We start from the raw sequence: 20619 nt of genomic DNA, 5'->3' as shown, positions 1-20619 counted from the left end.
ACTCCTTGTCGTTGGTACTGCGCGGGATCATGTGAACCCCCGCTGCGATGGCTTGGTGGGCTGCAAGGAAGATGTCGATGCTGTGAGTCATGCGGCGGGCGATCCTGGTCCGAAGGGGCCGCAGTGTAACCTACTGTGTCTTTGCGAGCCGCGACTGGGCATTCAGCGCCGCGCCATCAAGGCGCGCAGTGCCTCGTTGGGCTCCGCGGGGTCTTCGCAGGCGGCGATGAAGGCGTCGAAGGCCGTCTGGGACAGCACCAGGTTGTCGTTGTCGGCGACGATGCACCGGGCGGCCTCGTAGGCGTTGTGCAGCATGAAGCCGGAGACGCTGGTCCCCATCAGCGCCGCGGCACGCTCGATCAGGGCCTTGGCCTGCGGGCTGGTGCGCAGGTTGATGCGGGTGGATGCGGTCGGTGCGGTGGTGGGATCCATGGCGCGGCTCGGGGGAAGAGGTTACTATCGTACGTCATATTGCCCCACAAGTCCCGCGAACCAACGCCGACAGGAACCGCGATCCTGTGAACGCGTGTTTCCGATTCCGATTCCGTTTCCGGGGCTGGGGTCCCTATACTGGCAAGTCCGTCCGGCCCGGTTTCCGGCCGGCCGCCCGCTCCACCATCGACCGACGAGGAGTCCCATGCACAACGGCACGACCATCACCCAGTTCATCATCGAGGAGCAGCGGCGCATCGCCGGGGCCACCGGTGACTTCACCTCGCTCTTGAACGACATCGTCACCGCCTGCAAGGTGATCAGTCACTATGTCAACCACGGCGCCCTGGTGGGGGTGCTGGGCAGCGCGGGCAGCGAGAACATCCAGGGGGAAACCCAGAAAAAGCTCGATATCCTCTCCAACGAGGTCTTCATCAAGTCCAACGAGTGGGCCGGGCACCTGGCGGCCATGGCCTCGGAGGAGATGGACGAGATCTACCCGATCCCGGCCGGCAAGCCCCGCGGCAAGTACCTGCTGACCTTCGACCCCCTGGACGGCTCCTCCAACATCGACGTGAACGTCTCGGTGGGGACCATCTTCTCCATCCTGCGGTGCGCCGGGAGCTGCCAGCATCCGAGCGAGCAGGACTTCCTGCAGGCCGGGACCCAGCAGGTGGCCGCGGGCTACGCGCTCTACGGGCCCTCGACCATGATGGTGCTGACCTCCGGCAACGGGGTGAACGGCTTTACCCTGGACCAGAATATCGGGGAGTTCATCCTCACCCACCCGCGGATGCAGATCCCGGCGGACACCCGGGAGTTCGCCATCAATGTCTCGAACATGCGCTTCTGGGAGCCGCCGGTGCGCCGCTACGTCCAGGAGTGCCTGGACGGCAAGGAGGGCCCGCGCGGGGACGATTTCAACATGCGCTGGATCGCCTCCATGGTGGCGGAGGTGCACCGTATCCTGACACGCGGCGGGGTCTTCATGTACCCCATGGACTCCAAGATGAAGGCCAAGGACTTAGGCGGGAAGCTGCGCCTGCTCTACGAGGCCAACCCCATGTCCTTCATCGTGGAGCAGGCCGGCGGCGGTTCCATTACCGGGACCTCGCGCATCATGGAACTGCAGCCGGAGTCACTGCACCAGCGGGTGCCGGTCATCCTGGGCTCGCGCAACGAGGTGGAGCGCATCCTCGCCTATCACCGCGAGGGGTGAGCGCGTCGGGCGCGCCGTCCGCGGTCGGGACCTGGGCGGCACCCACACCGCACTGGCCGCGCCGGCGTCCCTGAAGGTCGAGGCGATCGAGGCCCAAACGCGTAGCCGTCGCGCCGGTCGCCCCGTGCGGCGGCGGCCGGGCACTTCACGCCTCCGGCCCTTACTGATAATATCCGCGCCGATCCGGCCGGGCCGGCGCAGCCGACGACTCATGGTTCCGAAAGTCGCGCCCATTTGCACTGTTCGCCGCCCGATCCGCCACCCTTTTCCACCCTTGTGGATACAGGTTCCGGGAGTTTCAGATGTCCGAGGTCCGTTACGAGGCACACCCGCGAGTATTCCGGATGCGCCCCCTCTCCACCCTGCTCGTGCTGGCGATCATGCTGGCCGGGGTCCTGCTGGTCGGGGCCGGCCGCTACGTTTCTCCGGCGACCCTGGCGGGGCTGGCACCGGGGTGGAGTGCGGAGTTCTTTCAGTTCCTCGGCGTGGTGATCTTCGCCCTGGCCAGTATGCGGCTCTATGCCTGGTACGCCCCCACCCGCTTCGAGCGTTTCACGGTCACGGACGCGGCCCTGGTCTTGAGCAGGGGCTTCATGGCCAAGCAGCAGATGGAGATCAAGCTGGGCGCGGTGCGCGGTCTGCGGATCGACCAGAATTGGTGGCAGCGCGCGCTCTATATCGGCGACCTCAGCGTCTACACCGGCGGCAAGGCCCCGGCCCTGGTGGTCCGCGGGCTGCCCGAGCCTGAGTTGATCCGTAACCTGGTGCCGGGTCAGGCCGCCGCCGCGGCGAGCGCGTGATCGATCCCGGGCTCTGTTTACAACCAACCGGCGCTGTCGTTGATGCTTACTTTGTGGCCGCTGACTCGTCAGTCTGAGGTGATGCCTTTCTATACATATGGGATTTCGCTGGGCGTCCCCGTCGGGTGGCGCTCCGGGTGCGGTAGTGGTCCATGGTGCTTGAACAGCATGGCCTCGGTGCGGCGCAGTCGCCGGCTCAGTTCCCGCGCCAGGTTCATCATGATCAGGGTGAAGGGCTCGGGGTCCGCCGCGTAGAGTTGGTAGAGCAGCGCGTTGCTGAGCCCCAGGGCGACGCAGTCCTCCGCGGCGCGGACCCCGGCGCTGCGCGGGTAGAGATCGATGAGGGCCATCTCACCAAAGCAGTCCCCCGGTCCCAGTCTCCCGATGACCTCGGCACGCTCGCCCAAGGCGCGGTGGATCTCGACCCGCCCGGAGCGCAGGACATACATCGTCTCGCCCCGGTCGCCCTGGCGAAAGAACCAGTGCCCGGCCGGCATCGCCACGCGCTCGGCCCGCGCGTTAAGGTAGGCCAGCGCTTGATCCGGGACGGCGCCGAAGATCGGCATGTCGCGCAATAGGGTCAGTTCGTCCGCGGTGTTCGGGACTGACTGGGCAGGGTTGGGGCCTGGCGATGCCGTCGGCGGGGCGTTGTTCGCGCACTGGTTCCCGGTCATCGCCGCTCAGACGCCCTGGCGGCGGTGCTCTTCCCCGCTCCCCAGGCGCGCGAGCACCCAGTCGCGGACCTGGTGGGTGGAGCGTGCCCCACTGAAACGCCCATACTCCTGGCCGCCCTGGAACAGGATCACGGTGGGGAAGGCGCGCAGCCGGTAAAGGGCGGCCAGCTTCATGTTCTCGCCGCCGTCGATCTCCACCCGCGCGAGGCGGATGGCGCCGTCCAGTTCGTTGATCACCCGCTCCAGATGGGGCGATAGGGTGTGGCAGGCGCTGCACCAGTCGGCGCAGAAATCTACCAGTATCGCCTGCTGGTTGGAGGCCTCGACGACCAGGGCCTGGAACTGGGCCAAGTCCACAGTGAAAATGGGTGGCCTGGTGTTGGATCGAAGTAACATGATCGCCCGTTGAATGATCGCTCGCTAAAGTCCAACCAATCGACACTGGATTCTAGCAGGAAGCGATGACGAAAATAGTGGGGTTGGGTGGGGCCATGGGGCGCCGTTTCCGGGCGCTATCTCCGTTGCGTGTGTTCCCGAAGGTCCCGCCGGATCGATTCTGGCGATGAATGTCGACCAGTTCTCAGAAAATCAATAGGGTACTAATCGAACCGTGTTCAGGCGTCTGAGTCGGCGGGGCCAGTTGTCCGGCCGGCCGAACCGGCATTCGGACGAGCGGTCGCTCCGCTGCCGGTCACGAGCACCGCCGCGGGCGCGCGAACCCGCTTGGACCCACCGGCCGCTCTGGGCTATGGTAGGCCCCCCGAGCGCCGGGGGACCCACCGGCGGGCATTTTTGTTGAAAGTTTAGAGGTCCGATCATGTCCCTGTACGACACGGCGCGAGCCGCCTACCCCCTGACCCGCATGCGCCGGATGCGCCGCGACGCCTTCTCGCGTCGGCTGATGCGCGAGAGCCACCTGACCCCGGACGACCTGATCTGGCCGGTGTTCGTGCTCGAGGGGTCCGGTCAGCGTGAGCCGGTGGTTTCCATGCCCGGCGTCACCCGGCTCAGCATCGACCTGCTGGTGGCGCAGGCGCGCGAAATCGCCGCGCTGGGGGTCCCGGCCATGGCCCTGTTCCCGGTGACGCCGCCCTCCGCCAAGTCCGAGGACGCCGCCGAAGCCTTTAACCCGGACGGACTGGCGCAGCGTGCCGTGCGCGCCCTGAAGGATGCCCTGCCGGATCTGGGGGTGATCACCGACGTGGCCCTGGACCCCTTCACCACCCACGGCCAGGACGGACTGATCGACGAGACCGGCTATGTACTCAATGATGCCACCGTGGATGTCCTGGTCCGTCAGGCGGTCTCCCACGCCCAGGCCGGGGCCGACATCGTGGCCCCCTCGGACATGATGGACGGGCGCATCGGTGCGGTGCGCACCGCCCTGGAGGCCGAGGGTCACATCCACACCCGCATCCTGGCCTATTCCGCCAAGTATGCCTCCAGCTTCTACGGCCCCTTCCGCGACGCGGTGGGCTCGGCGACCAACCTCAAGGGCGGGAACAAGTACAGCTACCAGATGGACCCGGCCAACACCAACGAGGCCCTGCACGAGGTCGGCCTGGATCTGGCCGAGGGCGCCGACATGGTGATGATCAAGCCCGGGATGCCGTATCTGGACATCGTGCGGCGGGTCAAGGACCAGTTCGGCGTGCCGACCTTCGTCTACCAGGTGAGCGGGGAGTACGCCATGCTCAAGGCGGCGAGTCAGAACGGTTGGCTCGACGAACGCGCGGTGGTGCTGGAGTCCCTGCTCGGCTTCAAGCGCGCCGGGGCGGACGGGGTCCTCACCTACTACGCCCATGACGTCGCCCGCTGGTTGGGCGAGTGAGACCGACCCATGCGGCAGCGTTACGCCGTCATCGGCAACCCGATCGCCCATAGCAAGTCCCCATTGATCCATGCCGCCTTTGCCCGGCAGACGGGAGCGGACCTGGAGTATGGTCGGCTGCTGGCCGAGCCGGACGATTTTGAAGGGACGGTGCGGCGCTTCTTTGGGGACGGGGGGCGGGGCCTCAATGTGACGGTGCCGTTCAAGGAGCAGGCCTTTCGGCTCGCGGATGAACACAGCCCCGGGGCCGCTGCCGCCGGGGCGGTCAACACCCTGATTCCGCTTCCCGGGGGCCGGTTGCGGGGTGACAATACCGATGGCGTGGGGCTGGTCCGCGACTTGCGGGAGAATCACGGTTTCGCCTTCGCCGGTCGGCGCTTACTCCTGCTCGGTGCCGGCGGGGCCGCCCGGGGCGTTCTGCGGCCCTTGCTGGAGACTGGCCTCAAGGAACTGCTGATCGCCAACCGCACGGCCGCCCGTGCTACCGCCCTGGCCGACGCCGCGGCCGACCTGGGCGCGGTGAGCGGCTGCGGCCTGACGGATCTGGGGGGCACCGACTTCGACCTCATCATCAACGCGACCGCCGCCGGACTGACGGGGGCGGTGCCGCCGCTGCCGCCCCGGTGCCTCGCCCCGGGCGCCTGGACCTACGACCTGCTCTACGGGGACAGGCCCACGCCCTTCTGTTGCTGGGGCCGCGCCCACGGGGCCGCACAGGCGCTCGATGGGCTCGGGATGCTGGTAGAGCAGGCGGCGGAGTCCTTCCGTCTGTGGCGCGGGATCATGCCGCAGACCGCGCCGGTGATCGAACTGCTGCGGCCAACCCAATGACCATTGCCGTGCTGGGCCTGGTGAGCGGCGTCACGGCCCGCACGGGCGCGGCCGGTGGTGCGCGCACCGGGGCCAGGCGGCGGGCGGCTCTGCCGGGGCTGCTGCTGACGCTGTGCCTCGTGTCGCTATCGTCCGCGGCCGCGCCCCCCGACGCCAAGCCGGACATCGAACCGCTGAACATGAAACGCTGGATCACCCGCATGTGGGAGCCGGTCACCGCGGTGGGCGGATTCCTGAGCGACGACCAGCGCGAGGACGTGGTGGTCGTACTGCACCGGCGCGATGCCATCCCCGACGATCTCGTGCTCCCGGTGGGCAGCCGCGGGCTCGGGATCTTCTCCCTGGGCGCGGACGGAAAATATCGCCGTGCGGCCCTCCTCGAAGGCCTGCTCCCCTGCGTCCAATGCCTGGGGACCGTCAACCGCGACCCCCAGGCCGCCCCCTTTGAAATCGACATTGCCGAGCGTGAACTCACGATCAGTTGGATCGGCAACGCGGATGGGTTTGTCTCGGTGCGCCTGGTGCTCGCCTGGGACGCGAAAGAGCAGGCCTTCGGGCTGATCGCCGATGAAGTGGTGCGGGCGGACGGCCGCGGCGCCATCAAGTCCCGGCGCACGCGGGACTACCGCACCGGGCGCGCCGAAACCGACGGCCAGGTCACCGAGTTCCCGCCCCATTTCATGCCCGCCGAGCGTATCCGGGCGGAGGATTACCGTTAGCGATCGAGAGTTGCGCTGCACGGTCCTAGGGCGATGTCCCGCCGAATTGGCCCACAAAGGTTTCGATCTCATCCTCCAACGCCGCCCGCGCGGTCAGTCCGGCAATCCAGCGCTCCGGGATCGCACGATACCCCAGTGCCGCGCCGAGCAGCGCCCCTAACACCGCCCCCCGATGGGCGTTGTCGCCGCCCACGCCGACGTTGGCGATCAGGGCCGCCTCGAGGTCATCGGCATAGCGCCCCGCCAGATACAGGACGGCCGGAAAGGACTGATCGATGTAGCAGGCCGGGCTCAAACGACCGCCGATCACGTCCAGGTCCGACAACTGCCCGGCCGCCGCCTGCGCGACCACCCGGCCGGCCGGGAACCCCAGGCGTTCGGCCAGGGCGCAGGCCAGGGGCCCGACCCGGGGCGCGGGGTCCCCGACCAGCCGGACCAGCAATTCCCCCAGGGCCAGGGCGTAGCGTTCCAACGCAGCGGACCTGTGGGTCAGGCGCAATTGTGCCAGGGCCGCACCGGCCCCCTGATCAGGCGCGCCGGGCGCCGCCAGAAAGACCGGCGGCAGCGACACCAGGCCGCCAATGGAGGCCGTATCGTGACCCTCGGCGCCGGCACAGCGCGCCGGCGGCAGGCCGCGGGCCAGGTTGGCGAAGAAGGCCCGATGGTAGGACTCCGCATAGGTGTCCCGGTGGCTGTCCGGGGCCGTCATAAAGGCCACATAGTCGTGCAGGAAGGCCGCCGGGTCATGGCCGCCGGCCGCGTTCATGGAGCGGATCAGCACCCGGGCGCACAGCAGGTTCAGCGTATTGTCCCCGGCCCGCAGCCCATGGTGATAATGGATGCGCGGCCGGCCCCACAGGTGCTTCTTACCCTTCAGGATCAGGGTACCGACCAGGTCCCCATCCTGGGCCCCGCGCCCCGCCTGGCCGGTACTGGCCAGCGGCATGATGGAGTTCGGATGCTCCGCCCGCGGTGACTGGTAATCGCGAATGGTGCCGAATTCGCGCCGCAGGGCGGCTACGTCGTAGTACCAATGCACCGGCATCGCCAGCGCATCACCCACGAACATGCCCCACAGGGCGCCCCGCATCCGGTCCGCTACGGTCAATTCCACCATTACATCAGTCTCGCTCTTGGTCGTTGGGGGGAGAGTGCCGATGCGGTCCAATGCCCTGAGTTCAAACCAGAAAGAGCGATCATCCACAGATGAACACAGATGAACACAGATTATTCATTGGCTTATGCTTGGTCGGGGAGGCGACCTTGCGGCTGATCGTAACCATAGCGATAAACGCATGACAATACGAGGGGAATTTGTGTTCATCTGTGGATTTTATGTTCAAGGCTTCATTGGGTCGCGGATCAGGGGGCGAGCAGGCGCCCCGGACGGACCTTAGACACTGACCGGTCGCCGGGCTAAGACCGCGGCGGACGCGGCAACAGGAAGGCCAGGCCGCCCAGCAGCAGGGTGGTTCCCAGGAGGAACAGGTGCAGGTTGACCGCACCGGCCAAGGCGACCTTGGGCGCCACCCCCAGGGGTACCAGGGCGGCCATGGCGGCGATCTCGTAGCTGCCGCTGCCGGCGATGCCGTGGACGGGCAGTACGCTGGAGAGTTCCGCTCCCATCACCCCGGCCAGCACGCGCCAGAAGTCGGCCGGGACGAAGTGTGCCAGGACACTCGCAAAGGCGATGAACTTGAGCGTCCAGGTCCCGACGGTCCACAGATAGACCCGGGCGATGAGCCAGGGGTCGCGCGGCGCCGCGGCCGCGACCTGCCGCACCAGGGCGCGTGCGCGCCCGCCCCCGGCCAACCAGGGTGAGGCGCCGACGCGCCCGATCAGGGCCAGTACTGAGAGCCCGGCGACCCAGGCGAGCCCCACCGCCCACCAGACCCACCAGGGGTCGCGCAGGTCCAGGATCAGGATCGCGATGAGCCCCAGGAAGTGCATGTCCAGGATGCGGATCCACAGCAGCGCCGCGGTCGCCTCCAGCAGGCCAAAGTCGAAATAGCGGCGCATCAGCCAGGGGAAGACCAGTTCCCCGGTGCGCATCGGCAGCAGGTTGTTGGCGCTGTTGTGCAGGATCGTCAGGCGCAGTACGCCGGTGAACTGCCCCTGCAAGCGCGGGCGGAACCAGTCGTGGACGCGCACGGCGCGCAGGCCATAGCTCAGGGCCGTGAGCAGAAAGAGCCAGCCGACCAGGAGCGGGGAGAAGGCCAGCCAGGGGGCCAGCAGCGTCCCCCAGCCGACGCTGTACTGCACCGCCGCGACCAGGGCGACGAGCAGGGCGGCGCCGATCAGCCAGTCCCGCGCTTGGCCCAGGCGCGGTCCGCGGGTGCCCAGGCGCTGCGCAGCGTCCAGGGGTGCGGGCTTGCTCAGGAGCGGCGCCGTTTCGGCGGGTAGAAGGGCGGCGCGCCCGGGGGACGGGTCTTGAAGCGGCGATGCACCCAAAAGTATTGCTCCGGCATGGTGTGGATGCGCGCCTCGATCACCCGGTTCATCAGGGCCGCGTCGGCCGCCGGGTCGCCGGTGGGAAAGGGACTGAGCGGCGCGTCGAAGGCGAGTTCCAGCCCCCGGCCCCAGGGCAGGTAACGGGCGAAGGTCGGGATCACCAGGGCCCCGGACAGGGCGGCGAAGCGCCCGAGACTGGGGACCGTGGAGGCCGGCACGCCGCAGAAGGGCACGAAGATACCACGGCGCCCGCCGTCCTGGTCCGGCAGGTAGAAGAAGGGCGTACCGGAGCGCACCACGCGGATCAGGCCGCGCAGGTCATCGCTGCGCTCAATGGAGACACTGCCGTACTGGCGGCGCGCCCGCTTGACCTGGCGGTCCACCACCGGGTCACGGATCTTCTGATACATGTAGACCCCGGCATGGACCAGGCCGGTGAAGGCCGCGCCCGCCAGTTCCAGCCCTACGAAATGGGGCACCAGCACGATCACCGGCCGACCGGCGGCGATACAGGCGTCGATGACCTCAGGGTTGCGGATGAGCACCAGACGCTTGAGCCGCGCCCGCGAAATCCCCCACACCAGCCCCTGGGTGACGGCCGCCACCCCCAGCCAGCCGAAATGGGCGCGCAGGATGCGCTCGCGCTGCGTCGGTGTGCGGTTGGCGAGACAGATGCCCAGGTTGCGGCGGGCGACCTCGCGCCGGTCCGTGGCCATGTAATAGCCCAGCCGTCCGAGGCCCTGACCCAGTGCCCACAGGAGCGGGAAGGGGAGCCGACCCAGGGCATAGGCCAGGCCGACGGCAAGCCAACTGGGCCAGTAGCGCGGATGCCGCAGCGCAGGGGCGCCGGGCAGGGGCCCGGAGTCAGGATCGGTCATCGCGGTAAACCGCTGGTGGTTGGTGTGCCGCCGCATAAGACGAGGAACGGTCCACTCATAAGGTAAACAAGTTCATTAGCGAATACTCTTGGTGTCGTTGTCGTTGTCGTTGTCGTTGTCGTAATCGAGGTTATCGTAACGCCCCGGATGGCCTTGATCATAATCCCCGCCAAGCCGCACCGGCGAGCGCACAGGCCTGAGCCCGCTCGGACGCTGGGAGCGCCGCACCCCAGTGCGGCCCGGCCTCGCGAGCGACCGCAGCGTTGCGTTCTGCGGATAGGCCGCGCCGCACTGGGGTGCGGCGCTCCCGGTGGCCGCAATGATGATCAAGACCGCCCCGGATTTTCTCGCAACCCAAATTACGTCGCTTCTCCGATTACGATCACGACAACGACAACGATTGTGTCTGGCTTGTACGTGACTCGTCACATGAATATGATACCACCGAGTTGCGTGCTCACAGGAAAAAAGGCTATTCAAACAGGGCCTCCGCGATGCGCGTCACGAAGGGCAGGGCGGCGAGGGTCAGCAGGATCGCGCGATAACCGGGCTGGTGGGTGTTGCCGAGCACCAGGACCTGATCCGGTCCGCAGCCGCTGCGCCCGCGACTGCCTGGATAAAAGCGGGCGCTGGGGTCGATGGCCGCCACCTGATCCCGAGACCCTTGGCCCCGCGGGATACAGAATTCGTAGTCCAGGGCGCGCTGCCCGCCGGGCGGCCCCTGGAGGCCGGAAGCATTGAGGCGGTCCAGGTCGAAGGCGATGACGGTCGTCGGGCCGAGGCCCGCGGCGGTTGCCGCGAGGGCGAAAGAGAAGACTATTTGTCCGCAAATGAACGCAAATGAACGCAAATAAGAAATGGGCAGGAATGCCTTCCGATGATCGTGGCGCGTCCAAGCCCCGAGCACTCCCCAAAACGCCGTGCCGGGCGCCTTGTCCATGTAACGACCAGGGCCGCGCCGGGATGCATCGCTCTCGGCGCCGACCCCCGCCTTCCCCCATTTGCGTTCATTTGCGTTCATTTGCGGACAATACTTCTCTATTTTCCCCGTCAACGCTCGAACTTGTAGAAGATATCCGCACCCGGGGCGTCCCCGCTTTCGGCCTCGAGTTCGATGTTGCGGCTCCAATCATAGCGCAGCTTGACCGCGTTCTGGCTGTCGCCGATACCGCTGACGTATTCCATATACAGGTTGGGCGCTACATAGGTCCCCACCGACAGTGACTGGCCCCCCTGCCCCGTGTCGGTGCGGGGCGCGATCCCGGTCAACAGATACTTGGTGATTTCCGCCTGACTCATGCCCGGGTCGCTCTCGGAGAAGAAGGCGAGCCTGGAGTTGCGCAGCGTGCCCACCACCCGCACCCCGGCGTTGAGGCTGCCGCTCTCGCGCTGGGCCATCAGCAGGAGGCCGGGATTGCCGATGGGGCTGTTGGAAAAGACCAGCCGCCCCTGGGTGATGGTCAGGGGGGTGCCCAACTCTGTGCCCAGGTTGCTCAGGATGGGAATCAGGTCGGTGCCCAGCCCGATCCCGGGGTTGAAGCGGTAGACCCCGTCCACGATCGCCAGTTGTCCATCGCCCAGCAGTTCCCGGCCCGGGGCCTGCAGGATGCGCAGGTTGCCGATCAGGCGCCCGCGCACCCCGAAGGCGTCGATGGTCACGTCGTTGCCCAGGGTGAGGCGCAGGTCGATGTCCACCGGAAACGGCGGCTTGGCCGCCCCGGCCTGATCCACCAACACGATGTCCGGGGACGGCAGCAGGGTCCCGGCCGGGAGCTTGCGCGGCCGGATGCGCGCCAGCGGGACCTTGATCTCGCCCCGCACCCGGGCGCCCTGGGGGGTCAGGCCGATCTCGATGTGGGGTGACAGGGTGACCTGATATTCCTTGGTGTCCGCCACCTTGAGCCGCTCACCGGCGATCAGCACCTGGCCGCTCAAGCCGCCGGCGCCGCCCTCGGCGTCACCGCTGAGCCACAGGCGCCGGCCGCCGACCTCCCCCTGGCCCTGGATGGTCAGCCGCTCCAGGGCCGGCGCCGTGAGCGTGACATCGAGGTTGGTGATTTTGGTGCCCAGCAGCGGCACCTCGGCACCGAAGCCGCGCAGCGTCGCCTGGCCCTTGACCCCGGGCCGGCTCAGGGTGCCGCCCAGGTCGAAGTCCAGGGCCAGCTTGCCGGTGATGCCGGTCAGGTTCGGGACCAGGTTGGAGAACCGCGCGAGTCCCGCCACGCCCCCGTGCACCCCCCCGCGCAAGGGCTGATCCGGGCGCGCCGGGGCGTCGAGGCGCCAGCCCGGCAGGTCCACCGCGGCCTCGAACTGACCCAGGCCCTTCAGCGGCAGGTCCAGCCGCGCCCCCAGGCCCCGGGCCCCGGCGTCCAGGGTCAGGCGCGTCCGGGAGAGGTCGAGTTCCTCGAACCTGGCCTGGCCGAGGTCCAGGCGCAGCCGCCCCTGGGGAATCTCGGCCAGGGCGCTGCCGGTCAGCACCGGACCCTTGGCCGCAAAGCGCCCCTTGACCCGGGCGGCGCCCTGCGCCGCCAGGTTCGCGGAAAACAGGTCCTGGACCAACTCGGCCCCCAGCGGGTCCAGATCGATGGTCGCCGTCCATTCGCCCGGGGCCGTCTGCTCGAACCCGAGACAGCCCCCGGAGCCCTTGGCGTTGCGCAGACACAGGGGGCCCGCCGCGATCCTGGGGCCGGCCAGGCGCAGGGGCATAGCCTGCGGGAGACGCCAGTTGCCGTAGCGTTCGCTGTCCAGGTCCAGGCGGCTCAGGGTCCCTCGATACGCGGCCGGGCCGGCACCGGCCAGCGTGAGTCCGCCGGCCGCCTCCAGCCGGATGGACAGGGGTTGGCCGCTGGCCGTGACGCTCAGCCGATGGTTCGGCACACTGCCGTCGCCGCGCACCTCCAGCCGCTCCCAGTGCAGGCCCCCGGCCGTCAGCCCCTGGCCGTCCAGTTGGATGCGCAGGGGACCGTCCGGCGCCAGGGCCAGATCCACGGAGCCCGTCAGGCGCGTGATCCCCTGACCGGCCAGGGCGGCGTCCCTGGCATCGATCTGAAGCGCCACCGTCGGCGCCTTGATCCCCCCCTGCACCCTGCCGCGTGCCTGGATGCTCCCCTTGGCCCCCGGCATGAGACTCGCCAGATCCGGCGAGGCGAGGTCGAAGCGCAGGTCGAGCTTCTCATTGATGACGCCGTCCACCCGCGCACTGCTGGGGCCCGAGGAGGCGCTGAGCCCCTGGATCCGAATGGTCCCGGCCGCCATCTGCACCTGACCCGCGGCGGCGATGGGATAGCCGCGCAAGGTCCCCTGGACCCCGGTGAGCGTCGCCGTCAGGTTCGGACCCTTGGCCTCCAGGGTGCCGCGGCTGCTGAGACGCCCGTCGATGCGGCCCGGCCACCCGGGGGCATAGGACCCGGGGTCGAGCCCCACGGCGGCCAGGTCCGCCTCCCAGGTCACCGCCGGGTCCCAGGCGACACGGGCACGGCCATCGATGCGGCCCTGGAGGACCTCCAGGCGCAGCGACGCAATCTCGGTCCCCTTCAGATCGCCCTTGCCGCCCAGCAGCAGGCGCGCCGGGGGGAGCCCGGGGCCCTGGGAGGCGGCCCTCAGGTCATAGCTGAAGCCGGCAAGCCCGCCCTTGGTCGCCAGACTGAAACCGATCCGGTCCTCGATCCCGGGGACGATCCCGCTCGGATTCAGGTCCTTGGCCCCGGCCTTCAGATCCCAACCCAGTTCCGGTGCCCAGGCGACGCTGCCGGCCGCCTCCAGGCTGCCGCCCAGAGTAAGCACCCTGAGTGCGCTGATCCGGGTCCCCTTAGCGTCTCCCTGGCCCCGCAGATCGAGGTCGACGGCCGGGAAGGCGGGGCCCTGCACCGCCCCGGAGACCGCGTAGTCATAGGCGTCGAAGGTGCCGGAGGCCTGGACCCGGCCCTGGGGTGCGGTGGCGGTCAGGGCGCCGGTGAGCGGCCAGCGCAGCCGCTCCCAGGTGCCGTTGAGTTTGAAGGTGCCGGGGCTGGGATTGAGATCCAGGTCGCCCGTGGCGGAAAAGCGCGCCCCGGAGACCGACTCGGTGAGGTCGAGCCTGCGCAGGTCGAGCCGCCGGTCCTTCCACTGGGCGTCCAGGGCCGTCTCCAAGTGGCCGAAGTCCGCCCGGTTCGGCGCCGTGCCGTCCAGGTTGCCGGTGAGGGTGGCGGCATCCAAGTCCCCGCGGGTCTCGAGGCGCCCGCGGACCGCCATCTCGGGGGCGTCCGCCTGGAAGTCAGGCACCCGCACGCCCTCGATCTGCATCACGGCGTCCCAGCGCGGGCGTTCCAGTACGTCGGCGACCTGGGCGCTCAGTGTCACCTGGGCCGAGCCGGTCAGGTCGTAGGTGACGACCAGCCGGTCGAGGTCCCCGCTGAGGTGCCCCCGGCCCGCGATCTGCACCGCGGGCGGCATGGTCAGGTCCCAGTCCAGTTGCAGGTCCAATGGATACCGGTCCGTCAACTGGGCCTGGCCCGCGCCCCTGATCGTGAGCCCATACTGGCCCGCGGCCAGTTCCAACCCGACGAGGTCCAGGGCACTGCCGGTGAGACGCGCCCCCAGGGCCGCGCGATCCAGCACGAAGAGCGGCGTGTCCACCCCGCGGTGCAGGACCCGCAGGTTCTCTACCAGGGCCTCACCGATCTCGATCTGCAGGGGCAGCGCGATCTGCGGCAGGACGATAGCCGCGGCCTGCGCGGCCTCGGACGGCGTCGTGACCACATCGACATCGCGGGCGACGACCCGGGCGATGCGCAGGGTCCCGGTGACGGCGGCCAGGGGCGACCAGTCCAGATCGAAGCTGCCCAGGCGCAGGTCCAGGTCCGGCAGCCGGATCGCCACGTCCTCCAGGTGCAGCCGCCCCAGGACCCGCCCCTGCGCCTTGCCCACCTGGATCAGTTCCGGTGCCAGGTCCTCCGCCAGCGCGAGCGCGGTGCGCAACCCGCTCTGGGTCCCGAGCACCAGCCCCAGCAGCAGCAACGTCAAGAGCAGGGCCGGGACCAGGATCGCGCCCAGCAGACGCAGGACCCGGATCACGGGATGGCGGCGGCGGCCGAGCGGGGCCGCGGCCGGCGCCGCGGGGGCGGGCGGGTCCGGCGTCGGCGTCGGCGCTGGTGCTTGGGTGTCCTCGGTCATGCTTGGGCAGTGGTCCCTGGTCAGCGGTCAGTTGCAAAGGCGGTGCGCGGTGCGGCGCTGGCCGAGGCCCGGCAGCGCGCCGCCCATCCTAGCGGACCTGGGCACGGACTGGAACCAGTCCGGCAAGGGCCCAAACCGCACCGCCAGCAGGGCGTAGGTCGGGTTAGCGAAGCGTAACCCGACCGGGCGGCCTGCCGGCAGTGCCCCGGGACCCGCAAGCCTCCCCCGCGGGCCGCTGCCCCCCGGTCGCCATTGGCACAACCCGCCCGCCCCGTGCATGATAGGCAGCGGCCCACAACAACAAGGGGAACGGCCGGTGCACTTCAACTGGCTGCACTTCACGGACCTGCACTGCGGGATGCGCGAGGACCGATGGCTCTGGGACACCGTGCTCGAGCGCCTGCGCAAGGACCTGGCGATCCTCCAGCCGCGCTGCGGCGCCTGGGACCTGATCCTGTTCACCGGCGATCTGACCGATCGGGGCACCCGGGCGCAGTTCGACGAACTTGACGCCGGCCTGACGCGGCTCGGCGATTGCATCGCAGCGCTTCAGGGCGGACGGCAGCCAATCCTGCTCGCGGTCCCCGGCAACCATGACCTGCAGCGGCCGGAAACCGACGACGAGGGTCTGAGCGTGCTTGCGGCCTGGCTTGGACAACCGCGGTTGCCGCAGGTCTTTTGGGACAAACCGGATGCGGTCGCCTGCCAGACGATCGACACGGCCTTCGCCGAATACCGCGCCTGGTGGGATCGCCGCGTGGCCCCGCAGTTGGGAACCGAGGGCCGGTCGAACTGACCCGCGGGGCCCTGCCGGGCGATTTCAGCGCCACGCTCGCGCGTGAAGGCTGTCGCCTGGGCATCCTCGGTCTGTGAATACCGTCGCCCTGCAACTGACGAAGGACGACTATGAAAAGAAGCTCGTCCTGCACGGTCTCCAGTTCCCTGCGGCCTGCGGCGGCAGCGGGCTGGACTGGGCCGCTTGCCACAATGCCTGTCTGCTGATGACCCATCACCCCCCGGCCTGGTTGGACGCCGTGTCCCGCGGCCACCTGGAGGGGCAGATCACGGACGACGGCCGCTTCGCCGTCCACCTCTGCGGGCACCTGCACGAGCCCTACCGTCTGCGCAGCGCCGTCAACGCCAATCCGGAGAAGTTCCTGTTCCAGGGCCGCTCACTCTTCGGCCTGGAGCACTTTGGCGGTCAAGAGACGCGCCTGCACGGCTATACCGCGGGTCGCATCGATCTCGGCGGGCCCCAGGCCGGCACCCTGGTCCTGTGGCCGCCGCGCGGCGAGTTATCGGGCTGAGAACTGCGGATCAATGCCGACAGCAACGACCTGCCGGTCGAGGCGACCGACACCGGGCCGATCCCATTCAAGTTGGTGCGTCCCTGCACCGGCGCCGCGGACGCCGTGCTCAGGCGGCCGGCCAAGCCGGCGGTGCCAGCCCCGGCCGCAGTCGCGCCCCCCGCCGCCCCCGCGGTTGGGCCTGCGCCCCCGCCGTCCGGGTCCGCTGCCGCGACGCTCGATCACTATTGCAATATCCGCCGCTCCATCGACGGCCTGACGGGTATCCTGAAGGACATGAACGCACTGACCCAGAACGTCCACGTCGCAACCGATTTCGCCGCACTCCTCGATCGTCTGACGGCGTCTAGGGGGACCCTGATCCCCCCGACACACCCCCACTGCCAACCGTGGCGGACCGCTTCGATCCGGAGTTTGCCCGCAAGATCGAGGAATCGCTCCAATCGCCGGACAGTGCCCCGTTGCGCCGCGCGCTGATGGCTCGGCTGGGTGCATCGACGGAGACCGGGCTGGGCGAGGCACTGTGCCGCAAGGACGCGATGAAGGCCCTGGTCGACTTCCGCGCCGCCGCGCACGCCGGTCGGCTCGGGATGGCCGCCGCGACCTGGTCCGGCCCATTGCAGACCGCCGCCCGCCGCATCCTCGGTTGGCTCCTTGCCCGCCTGGTGCAGCGGGAGCGGCCCGCCGACCCCTTCGCGTTCGAGGTGCGGGTCGGTACCGAGGTCGGTGGCGAGGTACTGTGGCTGCGCTGGCTCGGGGGCGACGAGCACCCTGAGTTCAAGGGCGCTGGCCGACGCGGTGGCGTTTGACCGCGAATCCATCGGCGCCCCTTACTACGCGACCTTCGACCGCGGCCGGGCCGATGATCCCTACAACGACCCCGATATCGTTGCGCAACTGCGGTGCATCGGCCTGAAGATCATCGCGATCGAGGCCGCGGAAGAGGACCTCTTCGCCATTTCGGAGCAGAAACTGCGTACCTTCATCTTTCAGTGTGTCGACACCATTGAGGGCCCGAGTCCATGACCGAGATCCCCCAGATTCCCGTCGGTGAACGCCTGACCCTCCCAGCCGTCGGCCCCTGGCCCGAGTCCTGTCACGTCTTCGCGGAACCGGATGCCTATGCCATCGCCGCCGCTATCGCTGCCGGGCGCCCGCTCCTGGTGCGCGGTGAACCGGGCGTGGGCAAGAGCCAGTTGGCGCGGGCGGCGGCCGTGGTGTGCGGGCGTCTCTTCGTCTCCGAGGTCGTGCACTCGCGCAGCGAGCCGCAGGACCTGCAGTGGCGTTTCGACGCCGTGGCCCGCCTGGGCGAGGCCCAGGCACTGGACGCGGCGCGGGTGGAGGACGTGGGTCCAGCCCTCAACCCACTGCGGTATCTGAGCCCGGGCGTGCTCTGGTGGACGTTCGAACATGACCGCGCACCTGACGGAGGCGGGTGAGCGGGAGCCGGAGCAGGTCCGGCTCTTCGGGCACATCGCGGACTTCGCCCTCAAGAAGGCGTCCGTGGACCTCTGATGGCCGTCGGTCGCTCCCTGCCCAGCCGCGCCGCGGTCGGTCGTGCCGACCTGCTGCGCCTCCTGGGGGCCGCCGGGGAGACCGGGCTCGCGGCCATGGCCGACCTGGCGGGCTTCGAGTGGCGTCCCCGGGCCGCGCCGCCGCCCCATCGGCCGCGCGCCCCCGAGGAACTCCCCGCCGCGGGCCTACCCCCGGGGCCAGCCGCCGCCGCGGTGTCCCCGGGCGCCGTCACCGGCGTGACCCTGTATCGGGTCACCGTCTGGGAGTCGATCCCGCGCAGCACCGCGGTCGGGGAGTGCCCGGCCTGGTGGCATCAGGCGCGGCGCCTCCCCCCGGGGACCCCGCGCGCGGTGGGTCCCTTCACGCCCGCGCCCGAACCCCTGCTGCCCTGGCGGCGCCTCTGGCCCTTCCTGCGTGCCGCCCTGGGTCAGACGCGCGACGACCGGGCGGTCGATCTGGAGCGCATGGTCGAACTCGCCGCCCGCGGGCAGGTGCCGCGCCGCCGGCCGCGCCGGCGGCATCAGCACTGGGCGCCCGCCGCCCGCGTGATCCTGGACCTCTCGCCCTACCTGGAGCCCTTTCACGCCGACCTCGCCGCCCTGATCCGGCCACTGACGCGGCTGCGCGGGCCCCTCGGGCTTCAGGTCCTGGCCACCACCGAAGGTCCGGCGGGCCCCTTCATCGAACGACTGGAGGCCCGCCGCTTCCGTACCCTGCCCAACCTGCGCCGGTGGGATGCGCAGCACCCCGTCCTCGTCGTCGGCGACCTGGGCTGCTACGCCGACCCCGACCGGCGGGCCGCCTGGGGCGCGCTCGGTGCCCAACTGCGCCGGGCCGGGGTGCGCCCGGTCGCCCTGCTGCCCTGCCCGCCGCGCTATTGGGACCAGGACCTGACCCGCGGCTACCGCCCCTTCACCTGGGACCGTCGGCACCGGCTGCCCGCGCGGATCGGCCGCCCGCGCGCCGCGCCCGCGGAACCCGCGAACCCGGCCGAGGACCCCGGCGCCCGGCGCCTCTTGGACCTGCTGGCCCCGGCGCTCCGCGTGGAGCCGGCCTTGCTGCGCGCCCTGCGTCACCGCCTGGGCGCACCGGGCATGGACGTCGGGGCCGAGGCCGCCGCCTGGTTTCACGCCGACCTGGAGCACCGGGCCGGGGCGGCGGAGTGGACCGCGACCGCTGGGAGGCGCGTCGCGCGGCCTTCGGTGACTACCCCCTGGCCGAGCGCCGCCTGGCCGGCCACCTGGTGCTCGACCACCACCGGCACCTTCCCAGGTCGGTGGGCGCGGCGGAGACGGTCAATCTGGGCTAACTGCCGGGCGCGAACGCCGGCGCGGACCTGCGTGAACAGGTGGCGGACGCCGCCGCCTACCGTGCGGCCACCCTGCGCACCCTGGAGGAGACCGGGGACCCGGACCAGGCGCGCCGCTTGCGGCAGTACGCCGGCCGTCTGGGTGAGCGCCAGCCGGCGGACGCCTGGCAGGACGACCGCCAGGCCGCGCTCTGGGTGCAGGCCCACCGTGACGAGCTCCTGGCCGGCACCTGCGCCCTGCCGCCCGGCCTGGAACTCGCCACCGTCGATTGGGTCCTGGCCGGCGCGGGTGAGCCCGCGTCTGGACCCTGATGCAGCGGGGCGAGGCCCTGGTGCTGGCGCTCAACCCGCCCCTGCTCGAGGCCCTGGGGCCCGGTGCAGGTCCGGGCACCGACCCCGCCGACCCCATCCCGGCAAGCCGCCTGGCGCACCTGCGCCAGACCGAGACCCCGGTGCAGTACGCCCCCCTGGACCAGCCGCAGCGCCAATCCAGCGCCCCGCCCGGAGTGCAGGGCCGCATCCCCCTCACCGGTGCCGGGATCATCCTGCGCGCCTATGACGCGGTGCTCACCATCGAGCCCCTGACCAAGCCCGAGTGGGCCCAGGCCATCGGGCGGGACGGCTCCGGGCTCTATGTGGAGGTGGCGCAGGGGGAGGGGACGCGGCGGCTGCGCTGGGTCTCGCCCGGCGACGCCCTGGGGCTCGAAACCGCCATCGAGATCCGCGATCTGCCGATCCCCCACGCCGCCTTCTGGGACACGTCGGACTACCGCGACTGGCAGCATGGCGACCTCGCCCGGCCGGGCTGGGCCCGGCGCGTCGGGCGTGACGAACACGGCTTCTGGGCCGAATTCGTGTTCAAGGGCGTTACCCAGCGGATGCGTTGGGTTTAGCCCGGGGAGTTCACCATGGGCTCGCCCGCGGCCGAGCCGGAGCGCCTCGACAACGAGAAACAGCACCAGGTCCTCCTCACCCAGGGCCTGTGGCTCGCGGACACCGCCTGCACCCAGGCCCTGTGGGAGGCGGTGATGGGCGAGAACCCGAGCGGGTTCAAGGGTGCGGAGCGCCCGGTGGAGCAGGTCGACTGGGAGCAGGTGCAGGCGTTCATCGGGCGGCTCAACGCCGCCGTCCCGGGGCTCGAGCTGCGCCTGCCGACCGAGGCGGAGTGGGAGTATGGCTGCCGGGCGGGCACCAATACGCCCTTTTCATTCGGCCAGACGATCACCACCGAGCAGGTGAACTACGACGGCAACAATCCCTATGCCGGCGGCGAGAAGGGTCCCTGGCGGCAGGAGACCGTCGCAGTCAAGGCCCTGCCATGCAATGCTTGGGGCCTCTATCAGATTGGCTCGAGGTCCACAAGCCAGGCCGGCGGAGCCGGGGCCAAGTGAAGCGGCGCCGGGGGAGCGCAGGGCCGGACTGACGCCGTGGAGCGGCGTCGGTCAGGTCCTGCGCGGGGCCTGGCGTAAGGTACTGAAGCGGTGAGCCGCCGCGAAGCCCTT

The 20619-nt window shown here is 69.8% G+C and carries 24 protein-coding genes; 14 read left to right on the top strand and 10 right to left on the bottom strand.

Annotated elements, in window-relative coordinates:
• Positions 1-162 precede the first annotated feature (162 nt).
• Positions 163-432, bottom strand: a complete 270-nt coding sequence (locus THSYN_RS25815; protein ID WP_100921651.1) for a type II toxin-antitoxin system TacA family antitoxin — start codon at positions 430-432, stop codon at positions 163-165.
• A 205-nt stretch (positions 433-637) separates the two neighbouring features.
• On the opposite strand from THSYN_RS25815, the gene THSYN_RS25810 reads away from it, so the two are divergent.
• Positions 638-1651, top strand: coding sequence for a class 1 fructose-bisphosphatase (locus THSYN_RS25810; protein ID WP_100921650.1), 1014 nt, complete (start codon positions 638-640; stop codon positions 1649-1651).
• 302 nt (positions 1652-1953) lie between these two features.
• Positions 1954-2451, top strand: coding sequence for a PH domain-containing protein (locus tag THSYN_RS25805; RefSeq protein ID WP_100921649.1), 498 nt, complete (start codon positions 1954-1956; stop codon positions 2449-2451).
• An 89-nt stretch (positions 2452-2540) separates the two neighbouring features.
• Here THSYN_RS25805 and THSYN_RS25800 read toward each other — a convergent pair whose 3' ends face one another.
• Positions 2541-3125, bottom strand: coding sequence for a Crp/Fnr family transcriptional regulator (locus THSYN_RS25800; protein ID WP_100921648.1), 585 nt, complete (start codon positions 3123-3125; stop codon positions 2541-2543).
• Between the two features lie 6 nt (positions 3126-3131).
• Positions 3132-3482 (bottom strand): thioredoxin family protein, encoded by a 351-nt coding sequence (locus tag THSYN_RS25795; protein WP_335582477.1) that lies wholly within the window; start codon positions 3480-3482, stop codon positions 3132-3134.
• 460 nt (positions 3483-3942) lie between these two features.
• Here THSYN_RS25795 and hemB point away from each other — a divergent pair, with 460 nt between their 5' ends.
• From hemB to THSYN_RS25780, 3 genes are read left to right on the top strand one after another with little or no spacing between them, the layout of a single operon-like run.
• Positions 3943-4956, top strand: a complete 1014-nt coding sequence (gene hemB, locus THSYN_RS25790; protein WP_100921646.1) for a porphobilinogen synthase — start codon at positions 3943-3945, stop codon at positions 4954-4956.
• A gap of 9 nt (positions 4957-4965) precedes the next feature.
• A complete protein-coding gene (gene aroE, locus THSYN_RS25785; RefSeq protein ID WP_100921645.1) occupies positions 4966-5787 on the top strand; it encodes a shikimate dehydrogenase in 822 nt (273 codons plus the stop codon).
• Positions 5784-6506, top strand: a complete 723-nt coding sequence (locus THSYN_RS25780) for a hypothetical protein (RefSeq protein WP_100921644.1) — start codon at positions 5784-5786, stop codon at positions 6504-6506. Before aroE ends, THSYN_RS25780 begins: the two co-directional genes overlap by 4 nt.
• Before the next feature lie 25 nt (positions 6507-6531).
• Here THSYN_RS25780 and THSYN_RS25775 read toward each other — a convergent pair whose 3' ends face one another.
• The 6 genes from THSYN_RS25775 to THSYN_RS25750 form a co-directional block, all read right to left on the bottom strand.
• On the bottom strand, positions 6532-7623 hold the full coding sequence (locus THSYN_RS25775; protein WP_100921643.1) for an ADP-ribosylglycohydrolase family protein: 1092 nt from the start codon (positions 7621-7623) through the stop codon (positions 6532-6534).
• A gap of 299 nt (positions 7624-7922) precedes the next feature.
• Positions 7923-8885, bottom strand: coding sequence for a lysylphosphatidylglycerol synthase transmembrane domain-containing protein (locus THSYN_RS25770; RefSeq protein ID WP_418219948.1), 963 nt, complete (start codon positions 8883-8885; stop codon positions 7923-7925).
• Complete coding sequence (locus THSYN_RS25765; protein WP_100922607.1) at positions 8882-9835, bottom strand: lysophospholipid acyltransferase family protein; 954 nt, start codon at positions 9833-9835, stop codon at positions 8882-8884. The genes THSYN_RS25770 and THSYN_RS25765 overlap by 4 nt, the downstream gene beginning before the upstream one ends.
• Positions 9836-9910: 75 nt before the next feature.
• Positions 9911-10165: a hypothetical protein gene (locus THSYN_RS25760; protein ID WP_100921642.1), complete on the bottom strand. Its 255-nt coding sequence runs from the start codon at positions 10163-10165 to the stop codon at positions 9911-9913.
• A 142-nt stretch (positions 10166-10307) separates the two neighbouring features.
• Complete coding sequence (locus tag THSYN_RS35510) at positions 10308-10856, bottom strand: hypothetical protein (protein WP_216644631.1); 549 nt, start codon at positions 10854-10856, stop codon at positions 10308-10310.
• 29 nt (positions 10857-10885) lie between these two features.
• Entirely contained in the window at positions 10886-14986 is a 4101-nt protein-coding gene (locus tag THSYN_RS25750; RefSeq protein WP_100921641.1) for a translocation/assembly module TamB domain-containing protein, read from the bottom strand.
• A gap of 316 nt (positions 14987-15302) precedes the next feature.
• Between THSYN_RS25750 and THSYN_RS25745 the strand changes: the two genes are divergently transcribed.
• The 5 genes from THSYN_RS25745 (at position 15303) to THSYN_RS25725 (ending at position 17732) form a co-directional block, all read left to right on the top strand.
• Entirely contained in the window at positions 15303-15782 is a 480-nt protein-coding gene (locus tag THSYN_RS25745; protein ID WP_157817934.1) for a metallophosphoesterase family protein, read from the top strand.
• 73 nt (positions 15783-15855) lie between these two features.
• A complete protein-coding gene (locus THSYN_RS25740) occupies positions 15856-16293 on the top strand; it encodes a hypothetical protein (RefSeq protein ID WP_100921639.1) in 438 nt (145 codons plus the stop codon).
• A 389-nt stretch (positions 16294-16682) separates the two neighbouring features.
• A complete protein-coding gene (locus tag THSYN_RS25735; protein WP_100921638.1) occupies positions 16683-17102 on the top strand; it encodes a hypothetical protein in 420 nt (139 codons plus the stop codon).
• Positions 17092-17319, top strand: a complete 228-nt coding sequence (locus tag THSYN_RS25730; RefSeq protein ID WP_100921637.1) for a hypothetical protein — start codon at positions 17092-17094, stop codon at positions 17317-17319. The genes THSYN_RS25735 and THSYN_RS25730 overlap by 11 nt, the downstream gene beginning before the upstream one ends.
• A complete protein-coding gene (locus THSYN_RS25725; RefSeq protein WP_100921636.1) occupies positions 17316-17732 on the top strand; it encodes an AAA family ATPase in 417 nt (138 codons plus the stop codon). Before THSYN_RS25730 ends, THSYN_RS25725 begins: the two co-directional genes overlap by 4 nt.
• A gap of 261 nt (positions 17733-17993) precedes the next feature.
• Here the strand turns inward: THSYN_RS25725 and THSYN_RS25720 are convergent, their stop codons facing one another.
• Positions 17994-18938, bottom strand: a complete 945-nt coding sequence (locus tag THSYN_RS25720) for a hypothetical protein (protein WP_157817933.1) — start codon at positions 18936-18938, stop codon at positions 17994-17996.
• 32 nt (positions 18939-18970) lie between these two features.
• Here THSYN_RS25720 and THSYN_RS34335 point away from each other — a divergent pair, with 32 nt between their 5' ends.
• From THSYN_RS34335 to THSYN_RS25710, 4 genes are read left to right on the top strand one after another with little or no spacing between them, the layout of a single operon-like run.
• Complete coding sequence (locus tag THSYN_RS34335) at positions 18971-19117, top strand: hypothetical protein (protein ID WP_157817932.1); 147 nt, start codon at positions 18971-18973, stop codon at positions 19115-19117.
• Between the two features lie 39 nt (positions 19118-19156).
• Positions 19157-19429: a hypothetical protein gene (locus THSYN_RS25715; protein ID WP_100921634.1), complete on the top strand. Its 273-nt coding sequence runs from the start codon at positions 19157-19159 to the stop codon at positions 19427-19429.
• Positions 19429-20010: a hypothetical protein gene (locus THSYN_RS36250; protein ID WP_236848700.1), complete on the top strand. Its 582-nt coding sequence runs from the start codon at positions 19429-19431 to the stop codon at positions 20008-20010. Before THSYN_RS25715 ends, THSYN_RS36250 begins: the two co-directional genes overlap by 1 nt.
• A 15-nt stretch (positions 20011-20025) precedes the next feature.
• Positions 20026-20508: a formylglycine-generating enzyme family protein gene (locus tag THSYN_RS25710; protein WP_236848699.1), complete on the top strand. Its 483-nt coding sequence runs from the start codon at positions 20026-20028 to the stop codon at positions 20506-20508.
• The last annotated feature ends 111 nt before the right edge of the window (positions 20509-20619 follow it).

The organism is Candidatus Thiodictyon syntrophicum (assembly GCF_002813775.1).
Classification (GTDB): Bacteria; Pseudomonadota; Gammaproteobacteria; order Chromatiales; family Chromatiaceae; genus Thiodictyon; species Thiodictyon syntrophicum.
Note: the sequence above shows the minus strand (reverse complement) of the source record. Positions and strands in the feature narration are given on the sequence as shown.

Bases quoted from the DNA above. Each gene is read 5' to 3' on its own strand.
- THSYN_RS25815 (WP_100921651.1), bottom strand. From the start codon at position 432: ATGGATCCCACCACCGCACCGACCGCATCCACCCGCATCAACCTGCGC.
- THSYN_RS25810 (WP_100921650.1), top strand. From the start codon at position 638: ATGCACAACGGCACGACCATCACCCAGTTCATCATCGAGGAGCAGCGG.
- THSYN_RS25805 (WP_100921649.1), top strand. From the start codon at position 1,954: ATGTCCGAGGTCCGTTACGAGGCACACCCGCGAGTATTCCGGATGCGC.
- THSYN_RS25800 (WP_100921648.1), bottom strand. From the start codon at position 3,125: ATGACCGGGAACCAGTGCGCGAACAACGCCCCGCCGACGGCATCGCCA.
- hemB (WP_100921646.1), top strand. From the start codon at position 3,943: ATGTCCCTGTACGACACGGCGCGAGCCGCCTACCCCCTGACCCGCATG.
- aroE (WP_100921645.1), top strand. From the start codon at position 4,966: ATGCGGCAGCGTTACGCCGTCATCGGCAACCCGATCGCCCATAGCAAG.
- THSYN_RS25780 (WP_100921644.1), top strand. From the start codon at position 5,784: ATGACCATTGCCGTGCTGGGCCTGGTGAGCGGCGTCACGGCCCGCACG.
- THSYN_RS25775 (WP_100921643.1), bottom strand. From the start codon at position 7,623: ATGGTGGAATTGACCGTAGCGGACCGGATGCGGGGCGCCCTGTGGGGC.
- THSYN_RS25765 (WP_100922607.1), bottom strand. From the start codon at position 9,835: ATGACCGATCCTGACTCCGGGCCCCTGCCCGGCGCCCCTGCGCTGCGG.
- THSYN_RS35510 (WP_216644631.1), bottom strand. From the start codon at position 10,856: ATGAACGCAAATGAACGCAAATGGGGGAAGGCGGGGGTCGGCGCCGAG.
- THSYN_RS25750 (WP_100921641.1), bottom strand. From the start codon at position 14,986: ATGACCGAGGACACCCAAGCACCAGCGCCGACGCCGACGCCGGACCCG.
- THSYN_RS25725 (WP_100921636.1), top strand. From the start codon at position 17,316: ATGACCGAGATCCCCCAGATTCCCGTCGGTGAACGCCTGACCCTCCCA.
- THSYN_RS36250 (WP_236848700.1), top strand. From the start codon at position 19,429: ATGCAGCGGGGCGAGGCCCTGGTGCTGGCGCTCAACCCGCCCCTGCTC.
- THSYN_RS25710 (WP_236848699.1), top strand. From the start codon at position 20,026: ATGGGCTCGCCCGCGGCCGAGCCGGAGCGCCTCGACAACGAGAAACAG.